The organism is Undibacterium sp. Ji22W (genome assembly GCF_049340305.1).
Classification (GTDB): Bacteria; Pseudomonadota; Gammaproteobacteria; order Burkholderiales; family Burkholderiaceae_D; genus Undibacterium.
On sequence record NZ_JBMPOU010000003.1, the window covers coordinates 96,624 to 111,094 of the forward strand.

Here is a 14,471-nt window from a genome sequence, read left to right on the forward strand (position 1 = left end):
TATCCATTGTTGTAGATAACTTGGAGTTAGTCATTTCATGAAATCGCGCCATAAGCTGTTCTGTATCTTTTGTGCTTTAGGACTTGTTGCGTGCACAAAAAAAATCGAAGCAACTACTATCGTTCAAATTTCTGTTAGCCCAACTAATTACGTTGTACGGTCGATAAAGTATCGACCTGATTCTAGGTTGGAGAAATCAGAGGAGGTCACTTATCAGACAAATTTGGAACTTAAAAATGCGCTTAAAGATTTTGATGATTCAACAAATATGATGTTGATTCCGACTCAAGACGCGCAGCAAAAACGAATTGATGAAGTGTTGGAAATAGTCAAAAATTCTGGCTTTAATGGGAAAGTCGGGATGGTAGGAAATGAGGTTTTTAATTAATTTTTTTATAAGCGCAGTGATTTTTATTTTCAATTCTCCGGCCGGAGTAATCTAGTGAGTCCGTGGGAGTGTGATTTAAATCTTATGGTGGCTTGTGGCTACCTATTAACTTTCCTAAACCTAAATTTCTCTAAAAATTCCATTCCACAAAATGCCAACAGACTCCGCCACAGCCTACGAAACGCATGCTCAAGCATTTATGCGAGCTCGTGACACATCCACGATAGGCGTGGATGTGATTAAGGCCTGGTGCAGCAACTTACCCAAGAAGGCAAAAGTCATAGAGCTCGCTTGTGGTGCCGGTTATCCGGTGACCCGTGTATTGACTGAGGCTGATTTGCAGGTTTGGGCGATAGATAGTTCTTCCACCTTATTGGCTGAATTCGCCAAGCGTTTCCCAGATGTACCTGCCCAATGTGCGAAGGTGCAGGATAGTGATTTTTTTGGCTTGCAATTTGATGCGGTGATTGCGGTGGGTTTGATATTTTTGCTGAGTGAGGCTGAGCAAATAGCCCTAATTCATCGCGTTGGAAAGCTGCTTGTTCCGGGAGGACGATTTTTATTTACGGCTCCTGTTGCTGCATGTAACTGGGTTGATTTGACGACCGGCATTCCGTCCCAATCGCTAGGGCGTTCGGCTTACGAAACTGATCTACATGCTGCGGGTTTGCGCTTATCGACTGAACTGGTCGATGCAGGTGAAAACTATTATTATGATGCGGTGCGGATAGGCGACATAGCTTGAAGAAGTTACAGTCCGAATGATGGACCTGATCGCGTCTGCACATTTATCTCATAGAATAAATGCGCAAACGGTATAAGTAGCGGTAATCCAAGTAAGAAGCCGGATGGCTTTCCGGCTACCGCCATGATGATACTGATCAGTGCTACAGCTGCACCTAGCATAGAGAGTCGACCATACATGCGCGGCGCATTTTGCAGTGCAGCCTTGCCATCGCGCCAGAAGCGTATGCATAGTACCCATGTCGCTACGATGGCGATTGCGGATGCGAAAAACATCAATCCAAGTACGATAAATCCGAACTGTATCGGCACGCTGAAGCTCAACATGGCAACGAAAGGTGTGCAGGCTATGCTGATCAGACTTATCGGCGTCAGGATCAGTATCATCTCAATCAGCATAAACTGCTGGCTTCTACTTTTCACTTGCTGGTCTGTCATAGTTGTTGCTAGATTCTCGTTATTTCAACGTTTGCACAAAGTGATCGATAATCATTTGCTTGATTTCAGGCGCTGACTCGCGACTAAAGCCGTGACCGGTTGGGTAAGATTTGTGCACCACTTGGTAGCGGAAATTTTTCTGTTTTAAGTAGTCGACGATGTCATTGGTCATCGCTGTGCATGGCCAAATTTGATCATTTGTTGCGGAAATCATGAGGATGGGGCCATTGATTTTTTCAAAGGTGAACATGGCTTTGCGTACTTGCTCTTGGTCGGCTAATGCTTTGTGAAAGCGTTCGAGTTGCGTGGCGTTTTCGATCTCAGGTAAGCTCATGGACGGAATGTCCTTGCCCTGATATGTCCACGCCGATCGTGCAGAAGTCATACCGCCCCATGCGACTTTGCTCGGCGTCGTGATCACGACTGATTTAATGCGCGAATCCAAAATCGCCAATAAGAAACCTGCTTCCGCACCACGCGAACCGCTGACAACGCCGATTTTTGTGGCATCAAGTTGCGCTTCCGTTTCTGCATAATTGATCGCATCGATAAAATATTCCATAGGAATTTGATCTAGCGTGGGCGGTAGTGAAGGAGCCATTTTGAAGTAGACTACGCCAATCACAGCGATACCATTCTTCGCCATCATTTCACCATTGGCATCGGCATGCGCCCAACTTGGATCTGAGCCACCAAAGGCGATTACCACCGGTACTTTCGCGCTGGTTTTAGGTAGGTAAAGTTTGGCAACGAGATTTTTGTATGCGATTTTTTTTACTTCGAATTCAAAATTTTGTGCTTGCGCGATTCCGCAGACGAGTGAGAGTGAACAAAGTAGCGTGATCAGTTTTTTCATGCGGATGCTTCTTTTAAAGGTAGAGATTATTTCATCATCCGCATTCGATTGCGGGTCACGTGATGTGTTGCGCCAATTTTTTTACTTACACTGTAAGTTTATAATCTTACCTTAATTCTTGTGTCCTTACTATTTTCTCTTGATTTCTTTGGGAAGAGCCGTACTCTGCGCGCGGCCTCATCGTTCAAGAATAATATTAGCGTGGACGTTTTGCGCTGTTACCTGTGTTTTTGGGACGGCTACTTTTCGATGTGCCTTTAGTGACAGTCCGACGCGCCTTATTTTCTGATTTCAAAATATTCTCTATGCCATCTAATAGCAGATTGAGTCCGAATTCAAAGTGGTGTTTGCCATCGTACAAACCTTCTGCGACTGTTTGTACTAGATTGTAAGAGTGTGGGTAGATGTCTTGCGGCAGCATGGGTAGGAATTGCGCGGCAGCTTTCGCATACTCTCCTTCTGCAGTCGGATAAAGTAATTTCTGTAGCGTGAAGCCATACAGGTGACCATCAATTGCATTGCGCACCTGATCCGCCATTTGCGGGCTGAAACCGGCATCGCAATAACAACCCTGAATCGCATCGAAATGTGACATTTTGGCAGCGCCAACAGCAGGGCGGGAAACTAGTAGCATGCTCGCCCACGGGTAGGCCATGAGCACTTCATGTGACGACAGCGTTGCTGTGCAAATCTCTTGTCGCCAAGTGCCGTTGGTGTTGGGTATGTACATCTCCGCAACCACGGCATCGACCATGCCATCGAGCAAGTCTTCCTTGTTCTTCACATGGTTGTACAAAGACATGGCTTCTACACCCAGCGCTTCGGCGAGCTTGCGCATCGATAGCGTCTCGATGCCGATTTGTCCTGCTAGCTCGATCGCGGCATGAATCACGGCTTCACGTGAAAGCCGGATTCGTTCTGGCCTTGCCTTGGGGTTTGTCTTTGTTTTCTTGGTTGGCAAAGTAAATCTCCTTGACTTACTTACAGTGTAAGTCACATAATCTTGGGATGAATTTTAGTATACGTGATCCTGAGTCAATTGGGATGCTGATCAACTCAGCGTCTCGGCTCTTGCAAGTACCATATTTGTGAGGTTATCAAATCATGCATGGCCCAAATCCGCAAGAAAAACATCCTATGCCTGGTTTCAAGCAGGTATGTTATTTAAAAAATGTCATCAAGAACCCGAATATCATTGTTGGTGACTACACCTATTATGATGATCCTGAACAGACTGAAAATTTTGAAGATTCGGTGTTGTATCACTTTCCTTTTGTCGGTGACAAATTAATCATCGGTAAATTTTGTGCGATCGCACGTGGCGTTCAGTTTATTATGAATGGTGCGAATCATAAGATGTCGGGTATCTCTACCTATCCGTTTCAGATTTTTGGTGGTGGGTGGGAAGCCGTGACACCAGCAGCAGGAGAGCTGCCATTTAAAGGTGATACCGTTATTGAGAACGATGTCTGGATCGGCTATGACGCGTTGGTAATGCCAGGTGTGCGTATCGGCAATGGCGCGATAGTGTCGTCGCGCTCAGTGGTGGTAAGCGATGTGCCGCCGTATGCAATCGTTGGAGGTAATCCTGCGCGGGTATTGAAGTATCGATTTGACGAAACTGAAATAGCGCGGCTACAAGAACTTGCTTGGTGGGATTGGTCAGTAGAAAAGATCACAGAGAATTTGAAAAATATTGTATCAAACGATATTCAGGCGCTTGCGCAATCCTGATATCTGTCAGCCACAACCCTCAGGTCACCGGGAAATATTATGTATCTGCGTAAGCATAAAAGCGGCACCTTACATTTACTTTTTAGCGTGTTATTCGCCACTTTGTTCAGTATGGCCGCTCCAAAAGTGTTGGCGCAAGTCGACATCAAGTTACGCTTTGAGGCAGGACAAGGCCTGACGGTCGAATATCATCTGCCGCCGAATTGCCCGCAGCTCAAGTTTGAAAAAGATGGTCCGAGTGCAGCGCAGATACGGGCGAACTGGAAACCAGTGAATGACTGTTTCGTGCTGGACGGCGACTACCTGAAGGCACGCGAGCCTCGCGCTGCTAGCTGTCAGCTTGCCACTTTCAGCGTACCCGCTAACACCAATAAAGTCAGCGGTTATCCTGCTGCATTTCCTATGGGCGATAGTTTGTATGCACACACTAGCAATTATCAGGTCGATACGCGCTGTGGTGATATTAGTTATGAAATGATCGCGCCTAATTTGGCTTTTGAAGGTCAGCAGATTAGCACGATGGCGCGTATCTCGCCGTCCACTGATATCAGTTTTCCTGTACTATTTTCGCCTAAGTCCTTAGTTGTAGAACAGGGTGTGCTTAGCTATATCGATCCAAGACTGTCGCCGCTGAACGTTGAGCGCATCCGAGAAGTTTCGCAAAAAACGATCGCCTATTTAAAAGGCGCAATGCCCAAAGCGCGCTTCATGATGCCTATCATTGCCGCCGCTAAAGTAAAACATCCGGGCGATATCGGCTTCGATGGGGATGCGGGAAACGTGCTGCGCCTGAGCCTGTTTAACTGGCCAGATCAAGTCACGCCAGGCACCAATACCTCGATTACCAAATTTGTTGCTCATGAATTTAGTCATCGCTTTCAAAAGAGAGACGAAGTCGATATTTATCCGATCAGTCGTGTGATTCACGAGGGAGGCGGGGAATACTTGCGTTGGTATACATCACTACAAATGGGCTGGATGAATCAAGACGAGGCTGCAAATGATCTCAGTGATGCGTTAAATCGTTGTCTGTTAGGAACAGAAGATAAGGCATGGCAAACTTTATCCGCGCGCTACGTGGGGACGCGCCAATTGGAATATCGCTGTGGCTTAGCGGCGTATGTATTTGGGCTGGCTGCCCGCCAAAATATGGCATCCGCGATGGATAACTTTGCTGAATTTTATGCAGCTATACAAAGCGGCGAGCGTCCTGATTTTTATGATGCGCTCGAATGTGGCAATAAAGTTGATTGTCACCCGCAATGGCTGCCGCAGTTATTTGCGAGCCGCACCTCGATGGCTGAGGTCTGGCACGCTTTTTTTACTGCGACAAAATTAGCCCATCTAACCTCACCTACTCAAAGTCAATGTGATGTCATGATGAAGAAAGCCTTCGGAATCCTGATGCAGGATGATTGTGGTGAGAGCAGTGTTTTTGAAGCGAGCGATGGTTTGATTGTCGATGATTTGAAAGCGTGCAAGCGGCTTAGGAAAGACATGAAAATTGTAGGCGTTGAGGGGCATAAAATTTTCGGCAATGCGAAGAGCCTAACAGCCTACCTTGATGCCTGTCGCGTGCGCGGAAAAGTGACTTTGCAATTGGCAACAGGCGCTGATGTAGAACTTGAATGCAAAACACCCTATGTTCCCCACAAATATTTTTACGCGGTCGACATGAAAAAAGTATTGCAGCGACTGAATTAAACAGGGATGCGTTGAAGCACATTAAAGATTAATAGTGAGAGTCTGCAATCAAGCTTCTTCGTTAACATTAGTGTTGATAGTTAATAATGGAACTCACTACTGATGCGCGGCCAATCCGAATTTTTTGATGCATTCAGATACTCTGCCTCGGTCAGATGTTCAATACTGGGGCTCTCTGCAATTTGTGATTTCTCAAACGTTTGTTTGTGCACTAGAAAATACGAGACGGTACTACTCGCATGAACTCGATGGCGCACAACAATCAGTTTTTGGTTGGCGCCTATACCTGTAATATCTGGATCAATGAGAGTCATTATCTGCCCATGTGCGTTGCGATAGGTCAGCGATAATTCAGGCGTATCGATCCAACGCACTTGATAATTTCCGTCGCTCCATTCTGTTCGTGAATCACAAGATGTCAGCACGGTCAGGAAAATCAATTTGAGGGCAATACGAAATTTTTGCACGGTATCTCTTTTAATATGGTGTGTTGCTGATATAGATTGTTGTGATAAATATTAACTTGCGTGCAGCGTGTAGTGTAAATTTGTTTCACGCTATTTGCGAGGGTAAATTTAGATATGCGTTGCTCAGAAGAGAGGTAATTATGAAAGCGAGCATTTGTCCTCGTTATGGTTTGCCATCCGAATTGCAATTAGTTGATTTGCCAATGCCAGTTCCGACCGAGGATGACATCGTGGTGAAGGTCAATGCTAGTACGGTCAATCGTACCGACTGCGCGATCCTCAGTGCAACGCCCATTATCATGCGTTTATTTACGGGTATTTTAAGACCCAAAAACCTGGTGCCAGGAACTGAGTTTTCTGGTGTCGTTGTTGAAGCTGGCGCCGCAGTGACAAAATATAAGGCAGGTGATCGGGTGTTTGGATTCAACGATCTAGGTTTAAGCGCACATGCTGAATACTTGGCGATAAATACCGGTGCGGCAATTGCACAAATCCCCGAGAACTTAACTTATACGCAGGCAGCAGCGAGTATCGAAGGCGCGCATTACGCTTTCAACTACATCAATAAGGTGAACGTAGAGCAGGGCAGCAGGGTGTTAATCAATGGCGCCAGCGGGGCAATAGGCTCTGCCTTGTTACAGTTTTGTGTGGCCTTGGGTGCGGAGGTGATCGCGGTTAGTGAGAGCAAACACCGTGAACTCTTACTGACGCTGGGAGCAAGCAGTGTGATTGATTACACAGAAACTGATTTCACCAAAGACGCGGGTCATTACGATTTTGTTTTTGATGTGGTGGGTAGTAGTTCTTATTTTGAATGCCGCTCTTTGCTTGCAAACAATGGCATTTATATTTCTTCTGAGCTAGGTCGTTTTTGCCAGAATCTTTATCTGCCCTTGTTGACCAAATTCTGGAGCCGGAAAAAAGTGATCTTTCCGATCCCTGCCGCGATACAGGAAAGTTTACACTACCTTCAACAGCAAATAGAAGAAGAGAAATATATTCCGGTGTTAGATACAATTTACTCACTCGATCAAGTGGCTGAAGCCTATGCATATGTGATGCAAGGGAAAAAACGCGGGAATGTTGTCGTGCAAATTGGTGAGCAATAATGGTGGTCGAAGTTCTTTGGCGATGTACTGCAGCATGAACAATAAAAAAATCTATCTTCAAAAATATGGCTACTTTGATAGCCAGAAATATTCTTGGTGCGCATTTGACTTTTTGTGTATCAGGATTGAATGAGAGACACCATCATGCATGGCGTCTCTCATTGATCTAGGCATCTCTAACTATGTGTAAACTTCAGATTACTGAGCGCGGCGCAAGGCTTTAACAAACTTGCGGTTTTGCGCTGGCGTTTGTGCGGCTTGATCTGCTTGCCATTGCATCCACTGCTTTAGTGACATCGATAGCTGCAAAGAGTAGTCGAGTGAGATCCAGGCTTTTTGCGCAGTATTTGGATATGCTGGTATGCCTTCGCCCATCACGTTTTTGCCGCTAGGGGTAGTCATGTTGAAGGCGGTACTCGCCATAACGTTGGCGAAATAGATCGCGTCCATTTCCGAAAATGTCACACCATTGTTTTCTGTGGCAACTGCACCGCTACGATCCAGACCTTGCGTCTTTAAACCATTTACTAACGCGACTGATTGCTTAGTCATGCCAGAGAATTGCGCCAACAATGGTGGCGTCGTGAACGTGGAATCAGGAACGGATGCAGTGCCATGGCAAGAGATGCAAGAGCTATTCGCATTGTCGGCAGGGCCGTTCAAGCGATGGTTCGAACCCAAATGTCCCATGCGTTGCACGGTGCCTGTGCCGCCGAAGGAATTTAATTCATCGACAACATCCCAAAAAATAACTTCTTCTTTGAAGCCATTTTTGCGTGGATCTTTTGGATAATTGTAGGCCAATTGACCTGGCGGCGGTGTATCGTTACCCCACATCAAACCGAGCAAGCTGACGCGCTGCCATTGATCTTTGACGGATGCTTTGCGGCGACCGTCGGCGACAAATGTCCCATACACCCAACCTGTCGCTTTAGCGCGGCTATCGGCAATCGAAATATCAAATTGCATTAATTTGACATCGTTCCATTTAGCGTAATTGCGAGGGCAAAGTTGTGATTGTTCTGCCATGGTGGCATTGTCGGGCGTGGCACAGAAACTTGGGTCAGAAATATTCGCATTCCAACGCGGCATATTCGCTAAGACGGGTAATTGATCAAGCGTTGCAGTATTGAATAAAGGTTTAGCGATAACCGAGCCTTCATCGAAATGGATGTTCGCGGTCGGTACTTTAGCAGTGCCATCCTTTTGCCATACTTTGCCTAAAGTGTACGCTGCGGTCGAGTTATAAATGGCGACTGCCCACATCGTCGTGGCGGCGGTACCCGTACCCGATTTGATGGAGAAGGTCACTGGCGCTTCACGTGTCAGACCGTGAATAAATTCACGACCACTCAGTGGATCGTAGGTTTGAAACGCAATGTGGTACCAAGGGCGTACCGGATTTTCGCACACATCAAAATCCGTTTGTGCTGGTTGATTAACGTTACCTGACAGCGCGTAGTTATACACCAACCATGCGTATTCTTTGGCTAGTTGCGCTTTTTTATCTTGGCTAGTCGCAGGATCAAACATGGCATCAAATTTCGCGGCACGCCAAGGTTGATTCGCTTTGTCATCGACGGGTTGACGTGGATAGTCATCCGATAATTTAAACACAGGGCCAGAATACGCGCCTGTTGGGGCATTGCTGATGTCCTGGCCTTGCCACATGCCGTTGAATTTCGGCGCGATGTCCTGCCAATAGCTAGGATAAGTGCCGCTGCAAGTATTGACGGGTTTGTGGACGGATGTGTTGGCGGCGAAAGCCAGACCGGATAGGCTGGCCAGCCCAAGTATGCTGACTTGAATGAGACGTTTCATAATTCGTAGACTCCCTTTTTGTTTAGTTGATTTGCTTGCTTATAAAGAAGTAAGTACGAAGACGCGGCTTCGTATTCGCTTCGTATTCGCTTCGATTCGTGTGTAGTCGATTTCGTACTTACTTAGTTCTCACTTCGATTTCATTTGGTGTCTGGAAGCGGTAAGCGCAGCACACGCAAAAATTCTGCGTAGACTGCATCTTTGGCTGCGGCCACCGCGACCTCAATCGGTGTCCCGTTTGACGGATCGACTACGAGACTCGCGGATTGATCGTCTTCCTCGTCGAGTTCTTGCCAAACCATGAGCTTGTAAATATCGGTCGTGACTAAAGACGGGTCCGTGATGGTGCAAGCTGCAAGCGGGTCCCAGAATGAAAGATAAGTGCCGATTCCCGCTGCATTGGATGGGTAGGCAAGTACTGCGCTCAAGAATTGTGCCTGCGGTGTATCGATGGCTTTCAGGTCATCGACAAAGGATTGATCAAGCGGCACGTCATTCGTTGCATTGAGAGCGATCAGGCGAATTGGTACGCCAAATTCAAACATCGTTTGCGCACCGAGCGGATCGACAAAGATGTTCCATTCGGCGACGGTGTTGCGGTAAATAATATTGTCACCCAAGGTTGGTTCTATGTTGCCCATCGCGCCGGGAGAAATATAACGCGGTAGCAAATTGCCGCCCATCATGACAATTTGTTCTAACCCAGACAGGATTTTTTGTTTGAGTATTGCATCGCTTTGCGCACTCAAAAATAGGTTACCAAAATTGGTGCCGCCGCCGATTGAAAGGAGCGTGACCTTGTCTTCATTGTGTAAGAAAAAATCACATAGCCAGGTTTGTGCATCATGAATCTGTGGCGTCGGATTAGTCGCTGGGAACTCCGCTGCATAGTGATCATCTGCACCAGTGCGTACATCCGCTGGAAACACATTGCTATAACGCATCGGCGCTTTCGCTCCGCGTAGCACGGGCAAGGATAGGGCGTCTTTGCCAAACAATGTGAGCAAGTTGGCGACGTTGGCGACGCCTTTGTTCAGATGCGCGGCACCACAACCTGTGACCGAAATAGCGATAACTTCCACGGCGGGATTTTGCATCAGGTAAACGATCGCCATGTAATCGTCAAAATCGACATCGGTATCGATGATGACTTTTGTACGTTGTTTCATAGTTGTCCTTTTTTTGTAGAAACGAGGGCGCAGCAACGCCAACAGCCGATATCACATCTGGCTGCGTGCAGTGCTGTCTGGTGCTGCGATCTATAGAGCCCTAAATCGATAGATCAAGGACTAAGCTGACTTGTCTTAAGGCCACAAGTAGCAATAGGTTTGGTTGTTCGTCAGATTGACGTTTTTATCGTTGTAGATAAAACCGTTCTGAAACGTGCTGGAAAATCCGCTTTGCGCGCAATTGGTATGTACCCAGTCAAAGCCAGAATTGGCGATGCCTTCATTTTCTGAATACGGTACTTTGGCGGGATTCCCGCTGCATAAATAGAGTGTTCCGCCACCGACTATGCCTTTCGCATATGAAGCGGGAACCGTGTATTGATTTTTGTTGTAATCATTCGCAAACACATTATCAATTGCAACGTCATATACGTTGCCGTCGATTGTTGACGTGATTTCTATATGTGTATGCGAGAGCGGAATACCTTTGAGTTTTTTTCCAGATTTGTAGTTTGTGACCTGTGGGTAGTCACTATTGGCTGGCGTGTTTACCGTGCCGGTTTGAAAATAACCGCCCGCTGCCTGGCACATTTGTTGATACTTTTGCGCGTTGGACGAGAGTGCTTTAGTTGATGTTGTTGCTGCAGACGTTTGTGCAGTGGCATACTGGCTGGTACCAATCAGGCCCAGCAAATTGGAGGAGACTAACAAGCCTGCCAATACGAAGTTGGATGCATTGCGCATAATAAATTCCTTTCACGGTGAAGTTGAAATAGTAAGTGTTTGTATTTCCCAAATAGCAAAGTCTGTGCCAGTCAGTTTTTCCACAAAAGACCGATCGAATACCTTTAATTGTGGGTAGATACTGGGCATACTGTAAATAAATATACTTATTTACATGTATTGAAGGGGATCGAATTCCTATTTACTCGTCATTTACCTGTAAGCTAAGATGCCTTGCAGGCGGAGGATAAGAATGGCGGGATCGTCTGTGAGGCTGGCGCATCTCAGTTGGTAAGACTATCAAGCTCGCTACCCAAACTAAAATGAAAAGGAATACCGAATGCGTTCATTGACTAAGCTAGGTTGCACACTCTTGTTCACTGCACTGATGGGCAGCGCACCGGCGATCGCGGCGGAAAAAAATGTCGACTGGCGTGGACAAATAGCGGAGATGGATAAAAGTTATTGGGAAGCCTTTAATCGAGCCGACCCTGTTGGCATGAATCGCTTATTGACAAAAGATGTTGAGTTTTATCATGACCGCGGCGGAAGTTTGATTGGTAAAGCTGCGCTCTCCCGTGTGAACAATGAGATGCGCACATCGAAAGATCGCATACGACGGGAGTTAATACCCGACACAATGAAATTATTTCCGTTACACCGTGGTAACAAAATTTACGGTGCGATTATGACTGGCGAACACCAGTTCTATATAAGCTCACCCGACAAGTCAGAAAAACTTGCTGGCAAGGCCTACTTTAATCATTTGCTCTTGCTTAAAAATGGAAGTTGGCACATCGCACGCATTTATAGTTACGAACATGTCGATGCAGACGGTAAAAATTAATCTAGCACATCGCTGCTTGAGAGCCGGCTGAGTGCGGTGAAGGTAATCAGGCGTTTTTGCTGGGGTGTTTGTGAACGCACTACAGAAGTATTTTTCCTTGGCCCATTTATCGAGATAGATAACGATCCCTATTGAGGGTGCGATCTTGTTGCGGGCGCTCACTTCAGGGTAAGGATTCAGATAGTCGGTAACCACCGGCGTCACTTATTCGCTGCTAAATAACACTGGTGCGGTGATGTTGATACGACCGTGCGGCGCCGTGTGCATACCGCTGACGGATTCATCTGCCTCGACTAATTCTGCCAGTATGCGCCGACAGTCTTGCACATAGCCCTCATCCGCTTCAGTCAATTTTACCGTGCGCGTAGTACGGGCTAGCAGGCGCAATCCTAATGCGGTTTCTAGTTCATTCATTGCGCGCATCTCCGCAGGTGATGACAGATTGAGTTTGTGCGCAGCTGCAGCAAAGCCTTGGGTGTCGACCACAGCGACCAATACGCTAATCAAATTTATCCATGAACTTATTTTAATCTCTATTAATTTATATGCATTGTTCCGATTAATGGAATGGTGAATTGAGTTCAGCGGTGATTCTCTAAGTTTGAATAAATAAATATAGTACAGACATTCGCCAAACCTAATGAAGAAACGCAAGCAACAAGGCGAAGTCCCATTTAATCGACTTATTTTTTTTAAGGAAGTCACCATGTCCCGTATCACTATTCCCGCTGCTGAAAACACGTTCGAAGCTGCAAAGCCTTTGCTCGACGCCGTCCAAAAGCAATTAGGTATTGTGCCAAATCTGATGAAGCTATTAGGGCAAAGTCCTGCAGCGCTGGAAGGGTATTTATCACTTAATGGTGCACTTGCGAAAGCATCACTGAACGTCGCTCTGCGGGAGCGGATTGCGCTTACGATTGCTGAATTCAACGGCTGCGATTATTGCTTGTCAGCGCATGATTATCTTGGACGTAATGTGGCCCGTATCCACGATACAGAGATCGCGGCAGCACGCGATGCACGTTCGGAAGATGCGCGTACTGAAGCGGCATTGCAATTTGCTTTGCGTGTTGCACAGACACGAGGTCAGGTCAGTGATGCTGAGCTGGCAAGTTTGCGATTGGCAGGTTTTGATCAAGCGGCCGTGCTCGAAATCGTGGTGACAGTGGCGTTGAATATTCTAACCAATTACGTCAATAATGTTGCCCATACAGATATCGATTTCCCTTTGGTACAAGCGAAGGCTGCATAATTTTTTTCGTTTATATAAAGTTCGTTAGCCTGGTCTGTGGCGGTAGTATTTCTACCTAAGATAATCCACCACTTTGGACACCACGCAGGTTAGCGCAAATTGCCCGTATTCCTTAGGAGCTCACATGAATCTCGATAATGCTGTTGAAACCCACGCACAGTGGAAAACCAAACTCCGTACTGCCATTGCCAAGCATGAACAACTCGACTTGAACACTTTATCCCGAGACGACTGTTGTGAATTAGGACAGTGGTTGCATGGCGCAGGCAGGGCCAGTTATGGACGTTTGCCAGCACATGGCGATTGTGTACACAAGCATGTCGTATTTCATCGTGAAGTCGCCAAGATTGCGAAGGCCGTGAATGCGCAGCAGTTTGAATTAGCAGAAAGTATGCTCAATGCTGGCACAACCTACACGCACGCTTCAAGTGCGCTCAGTGTATCTTTTTTGCGCCTACGTAAAGAAGCCGGTATTTAACGCGGCATTGCCTCATCCACTAACAAGTTTTCGCAAAATGACAAAGCTTACCTATACCAGTGACGTGGCGTTCACCTCCAGCGTAAAGGCTCTACAAGCACGTAAAGGCTCGCGTCACGCCTATGCACGCATGGAGCAGAACGGTTCGTGGGAGTCGACCGTCACTGCCCAGCTGCGCGATTTTATCGCATTGCAGACGAGTTTTTATATGGCGACAGTGAATGCCGATGGCCAACCTTACATACAGCATCGCGGTGGCCCTGCGGGCTTCTTGCGCGTGTTGGACGAACATCGTTTGGCATTTGTCGATTTCAGCGGCAATAAGCAATTTATCTCACAAGGAAATCTCACTGAAAACCCCAAAGTCCATTTATTCTTGATGGATTACGCGCATCGTCAGCGCATTAAAATTTGGGGTGACGCTTTGGTGATTGAAGATGATCCCGTATTGCTCGCTAGCTTGGTGCCTGAGAATTATCCTGTTAAGTCTGAGCAAGTCATTGTGATTCGCGTCAGTGCTTGGGATGCAAATTGCCCGCAACATATTCCGGTGCGTTTCGATGCAGTTCAAGTCAAAAAGGCCTTGGCCGAAAAAGATCAGGAGATTGAAAGACTCAAGCGGAAATTAGCGAATCTTCGAATCAAAATAATGGATCAACTGCCCGGCGAAGCGTAAAACTTCATTCGGAAAAAAGTTCATTGGTTTTGGCTAGGTGCAATGGTTCAGCGTGTTGTTATGTC

Annotated in this window: 17 protein-coding genes; 9 read left to right on the forward strand and 8 right to left on the reverse strand. The window is 46.6% G+C overall.

The window, feature by feature from the left end; translation table 11 throughout:
- Nucleotides 1-37 precede the first annotated feature (37 nt).
- Nucleotides 38-388, forward strand: coding sequence for a hypothetical protein (locus ACO0KW_RS13125; RefSeq protein WP_423053597.1), 351 nt, complete (start codon nt 38-40; stop codon nt 386-388).
- A gap of 151 nt (nt 389-539) precedes the next feature.
- Nucleotides 540-1,133, forward strand: a complete 594-nt coding sequence (locus ACO0KW_RS13130; protein WP_423053598.1) for a class I SAM-dependent methyltransferase — start codon at nt 540-542, stop codon at nt 1,131-1,133.
- 5 nt (nt 1,134-1,138) lie between these two features.
- Here ACO0KW_RS13130 and ACO0KW_RS13135 read toward each other — a convergent pair whose 3' ends face one another.
- The 3 genes from ACO0KW_RS13135 to ACO0KW_RS13145 form a co-directional block, all read right to left on the reverse strand.
- A complete protein-coding gene (locus ACO0KW_RS13135; RefSeq protein WP_423053599.1) occupies nt 1,139-1,570 on the reverse strand; it encodes a hypothetical protein in 432 nt (143 codons plus the stop codon).
- A gap of 19 nt (nt 1,571-1,589) precedes the next feature.
- Nucleotides 1,590-2,426 carry an alpha/beta hydrolase family protein gene (locus ACO0KW_RS13140; protein ID WP_423053600.1) on the reverse strand — a complete coding sequence of 279 codons (837 nt, stop codon included), beginning with the start codon at nt 2,424-2,426 and terminating at the stop codon, nt 1,590-1,592.
- A gap of 196 nt (nt 2,427-2,622) precedes the next feature.
- Nucleotides 2,623-3,387 carry a TetR/AcrR family transcriptional regulator C-terminal domain-containing protein gene (locus ACO0KW_RS13145; protein WP_423053601.1) on the reverse strand — a complete coding sequence of 255 codons (765 nt, stop codon included), beginning with the start codon at nt 3,385-3,387 and terminating at the stop codon, nt 2,623-2,625.
- A 143-nt stretch (nt 3,388-3,530) separates the two neighbouring features.
- Between ACO0KW_RS13145 and ACO0KW_RS13150 the strand changes: the two genes are divergently transcribed.
- Together ACO0KW_RS13150 and ACO0KW_RS13155 are read left to right on the forward strand one after the other, a co-directional pair.
- Complete coding sequence (locus ACO0KW_RS13150; protein WP_423053603.1) at nt 3,531-4,160, forward strand: Vat family streptogramin A O-acetyltransferase; 630 nt, start codon at nt 3,531-3,533, stop codon at nt 4,158-4,160.
- A gap of 39 nt (nt 4,161-4,199) precedes the next feature.
- Nucleotides 4,200-5,864: a hypothetical protein gene (locus ACO0KW_RS13155; protein WP_423053604.1), complete on the forward strand. Its 1,665-nt coding sequence runs from the start codon at nt 4,200-4,202 to the stop codon at nt 5,862-5,864.
- An 80-nt stretch (nt 5,865-5,944) separates the two neighbouring features.
- Here the strand turns inward: ACO0KW_RS13155 and ACO0KW_RS13160 are convergent, their stop codons facing one another.
- Nucleotides 5,945-6,331 (reverse strand): hypothetical protein, encoded by a 387-nt coding sequence (locus ACO0KW_RS13160; RefSeq protein ID WP_423053605.1) that lies wholly within the window; start codon nt 6,329-6,331, stop codon nt 5,945-5,947.
- Between the two features lie 140 nt (nt 6,332-6,471).
- Between ACO0KW_RS13160 and ACO0KW_RS13165 the strand changes: the two genes are divergently transcribed.
- A complete protein-coding gene (locus ACO0KW_RS13165; RefSeq protein ID WP_423053606.1) occupies nt 6,472-7,440 on the forward strand; it encodes an NAD(P)-dependent alcohol dehydrogenase in 969 nt (322 codons plus the stop codon).
- 198 nt (nt 7,441-7,638) lie between these two features.
- Here the strand turns inward: ACO0KW_RS13165 and ACO0KW_RS13170 are convergent, their stop codons facing one another.
- From ACO0KW_RS13170 to ACO0KW_RS13180, 3 genes are all read right to left on the reverse strand, one after another.
- Nucleotides 7,639-9,261, reverse strand: coding sequence for a hypothetical protein (locus ACO0KW_RS13170; protein ID WP_423053607.1), 1,623 nt, complete (start codon nt 9,259-9,261; stop codon nt 7,639-7,641).
- Nucleotides 9,262-9,401: 140 nt separating this feature from the next.
- A complete protein-coding gene (locus ACO0KW_RS13175; RefSeq protein ID WP_423053608.1) occupies nt 9,402-10,430 on the reverse strand; it encodes a nucleoside hydrolase in 1,029 nt (342 codons plus the stop codon).
- 135 nt (nt 10,431-10,565) lie between these two features.
- Nucleotides 10,566-11,174, reverse strand: a complete 609-nt coding sequence (locus ACO0KW_RS13180; protein ID WP_423053609.1) for a hypothetical protein — start codon at nt 11,172-11,174, stop codon at nt 10,566-10,568.
- Between the two features lie 319 nt (nt 11,175-11,493).
- Here ACO0KW_RS13180 and ACO0KW_RS13185 point away from each other — a divergent pair, with 319 nt between their 5' ends.
- On the forward strand, nt 11,494-12,000 hold the full coding sequence (locus ACO0KW_RS13185; protein WP_423053611.1) for a DUF4440 domain-containing protein: 507 nt from the start codon (nt 11,494-11,496) through the stop codon (nt 11,998-12,000).
- Nucleotides 12,001-12,204: 204 nt separating this feature from the next.
- On the opposite strand, the gene ACO0KW_RS13190 is transcribed toward ACO0KW_RS13185, so the two are convergent.
- Entirely contained in the window at nt 12,205-12,507 is a 303-nt protein-coding gene (locus tag ACO0KW_RS13190; protein WP_423053613.1) for a LysR family transcriptional regulator, read from the reverse strand.
- A 199-nt stretch (nt 12,508-12,706) separates the two neighbouring features.
- Here ACO0KW_RS13190 and ACO0KW_RS13195 point away from each other — a divergent pair, with 199 nt between their 5' ends.
- The 3 genes from ACO0KW_RS13195 (at nt 12,707) to ACO0KW_RS13205 (ending at nt 14,406) form a co-directional block, all read left to right on the forward strand.
- A complete protein-coding gene (locus ACO0KW_RS13195; RefSeq protein ID WP_423053615.1) occupies nt 12,707-13,252 on the forward strand; it encodes a carboxymuconolactone decarboxylase family protein in 546 nt (181 codons plus the stop codon).
- 124 nt (nt 13,253-13,376) lie between these two features.
- A complete protein-coding gene (locus tag ACO0KW_RS13200; RefSeq protein ID WP_423053617.1) occupies nt 13,377-13,730 on the forward strand; it encodes a CZB domain-containing protein in 354 nt (117 codons plus the stop codon).
- A gap of 37 nt (nt 13,731-13,767) precedes the next feature.
- The gene (locus tag ACO0KW_RS13205; protein ID WP_423053619.1) at nt 13,768-14,406 is read left to right on the forward strand and encodes a pyridoxamine 5'-phosphate oxidase family protein; all 639 of its coding nucleotides are present in this window, start codon (nt 13,768-13,770) and stop codon (nt 14,404-14,406) included.
- The last annotated feature ends 65 nt before the right edge of the window (nt 14,407-14,471 follow it).

Bases quoted from the DNA above. Each gene is read 5' to 3' on its own strand.
- ACO0KW_RS13180 (WP_423053609.1), bottom strand. From the start codon at position 11,174: ATGCGCAATGCATCCAACTTCGTATTGGCAGGCTTGTTAGTCTCCTCC.
- ACO0KW_RS13130 (WP_423053598.1), top strand. From the start codon at position 540: ATGCCAACAGACTCCGCCACAGCCTACGAAACGCATGCTCAAGCATTT.
- ACO0KW_RS13195 (WP_423053615.1), top strand. From the start codon at position 12,707: ATGTCCCGTATCACTATTCCCGCTGCTGAAAACACGTTCGAAGCTGCA.
- ACO0KW_RS13125 (WP_423053597.1), top strand. From the start codon at position 38: ATGAAATCGCGCCATAAGCTGTTCTGTATCTTTTGTGCTTTAGGACTT.
- ACO0KW_RS13140 (WP_423053600.1), bottom strand. From the start codon at position 2,426: ATGAAAAAACTGATCACGCTACTTTGTTCACTCTCACTCGTCTGCGGA.
- ACO0KW_RS13165 (WP_423053606.1), top strand. From the start codon at position 6,472: ATGAAAGCGAGCATTTGTCCTCGTTATGGTTTGCCATCCGAATTGCAA.
- ACO0KW_RS13150 (WP_423053603.1), top strand. From the start codon at position 3,531: ATGCATGGCCCAAATCCGCAAGAAAAACATCCTATGCCTGGTTTCAAG.
- ACO0KW_RS13170 (WP_423053607.1), bottom strand. From the start codon at position 9,261: ATGAAACGTCTCATTCAAGTCAGCATACTTGGGCTGGCCAGCCTATCC.
- ACO0KW_RS13135 (WP_423053599.1), bottom strand. From the start codon at position 1,570: ATGACAGACCAGCAAGTGAAAAGTAGAAGCCAGCAGTTTATGCTGATT.
- ACO0KW_RS13205 (WP_423053619.1), top strand. From the start codon at position 13,768: ATGACAAAGCTTACCTATACCAGTGACGTGGCGTTCACCTCCAGCGTA.
- ACO0KW_RS13155 (WP_423053604.1), top strand. From the start codon at position 4,200: ATGTATCTGCGTAAGCATAAAAGCGGCACCTTACATTTACTTTTTAGC.
- ACO0KW_RS13200 (WP_423053617.1), top strand. From the start codon at position 13,377: ATGAATCTCGATAATGCTGTTGAAACCCACGCACAGTGGAAAACCAAA.
- ACO0KW_RS13175 (WP_423053608.1), bottom strand. From the start codon at position 10,430: ATGAAACAACGTACAAAAGTCATCATCGATACCGATGTCGATTTTGAC.
- ACO0KW_RS13185 (WP_423053611.1), top strand. From the start codon at position 11,494: ATGCGTTCATTGACTAAGCTAGGTTGCACACTCTTGTTCACTGCACTG.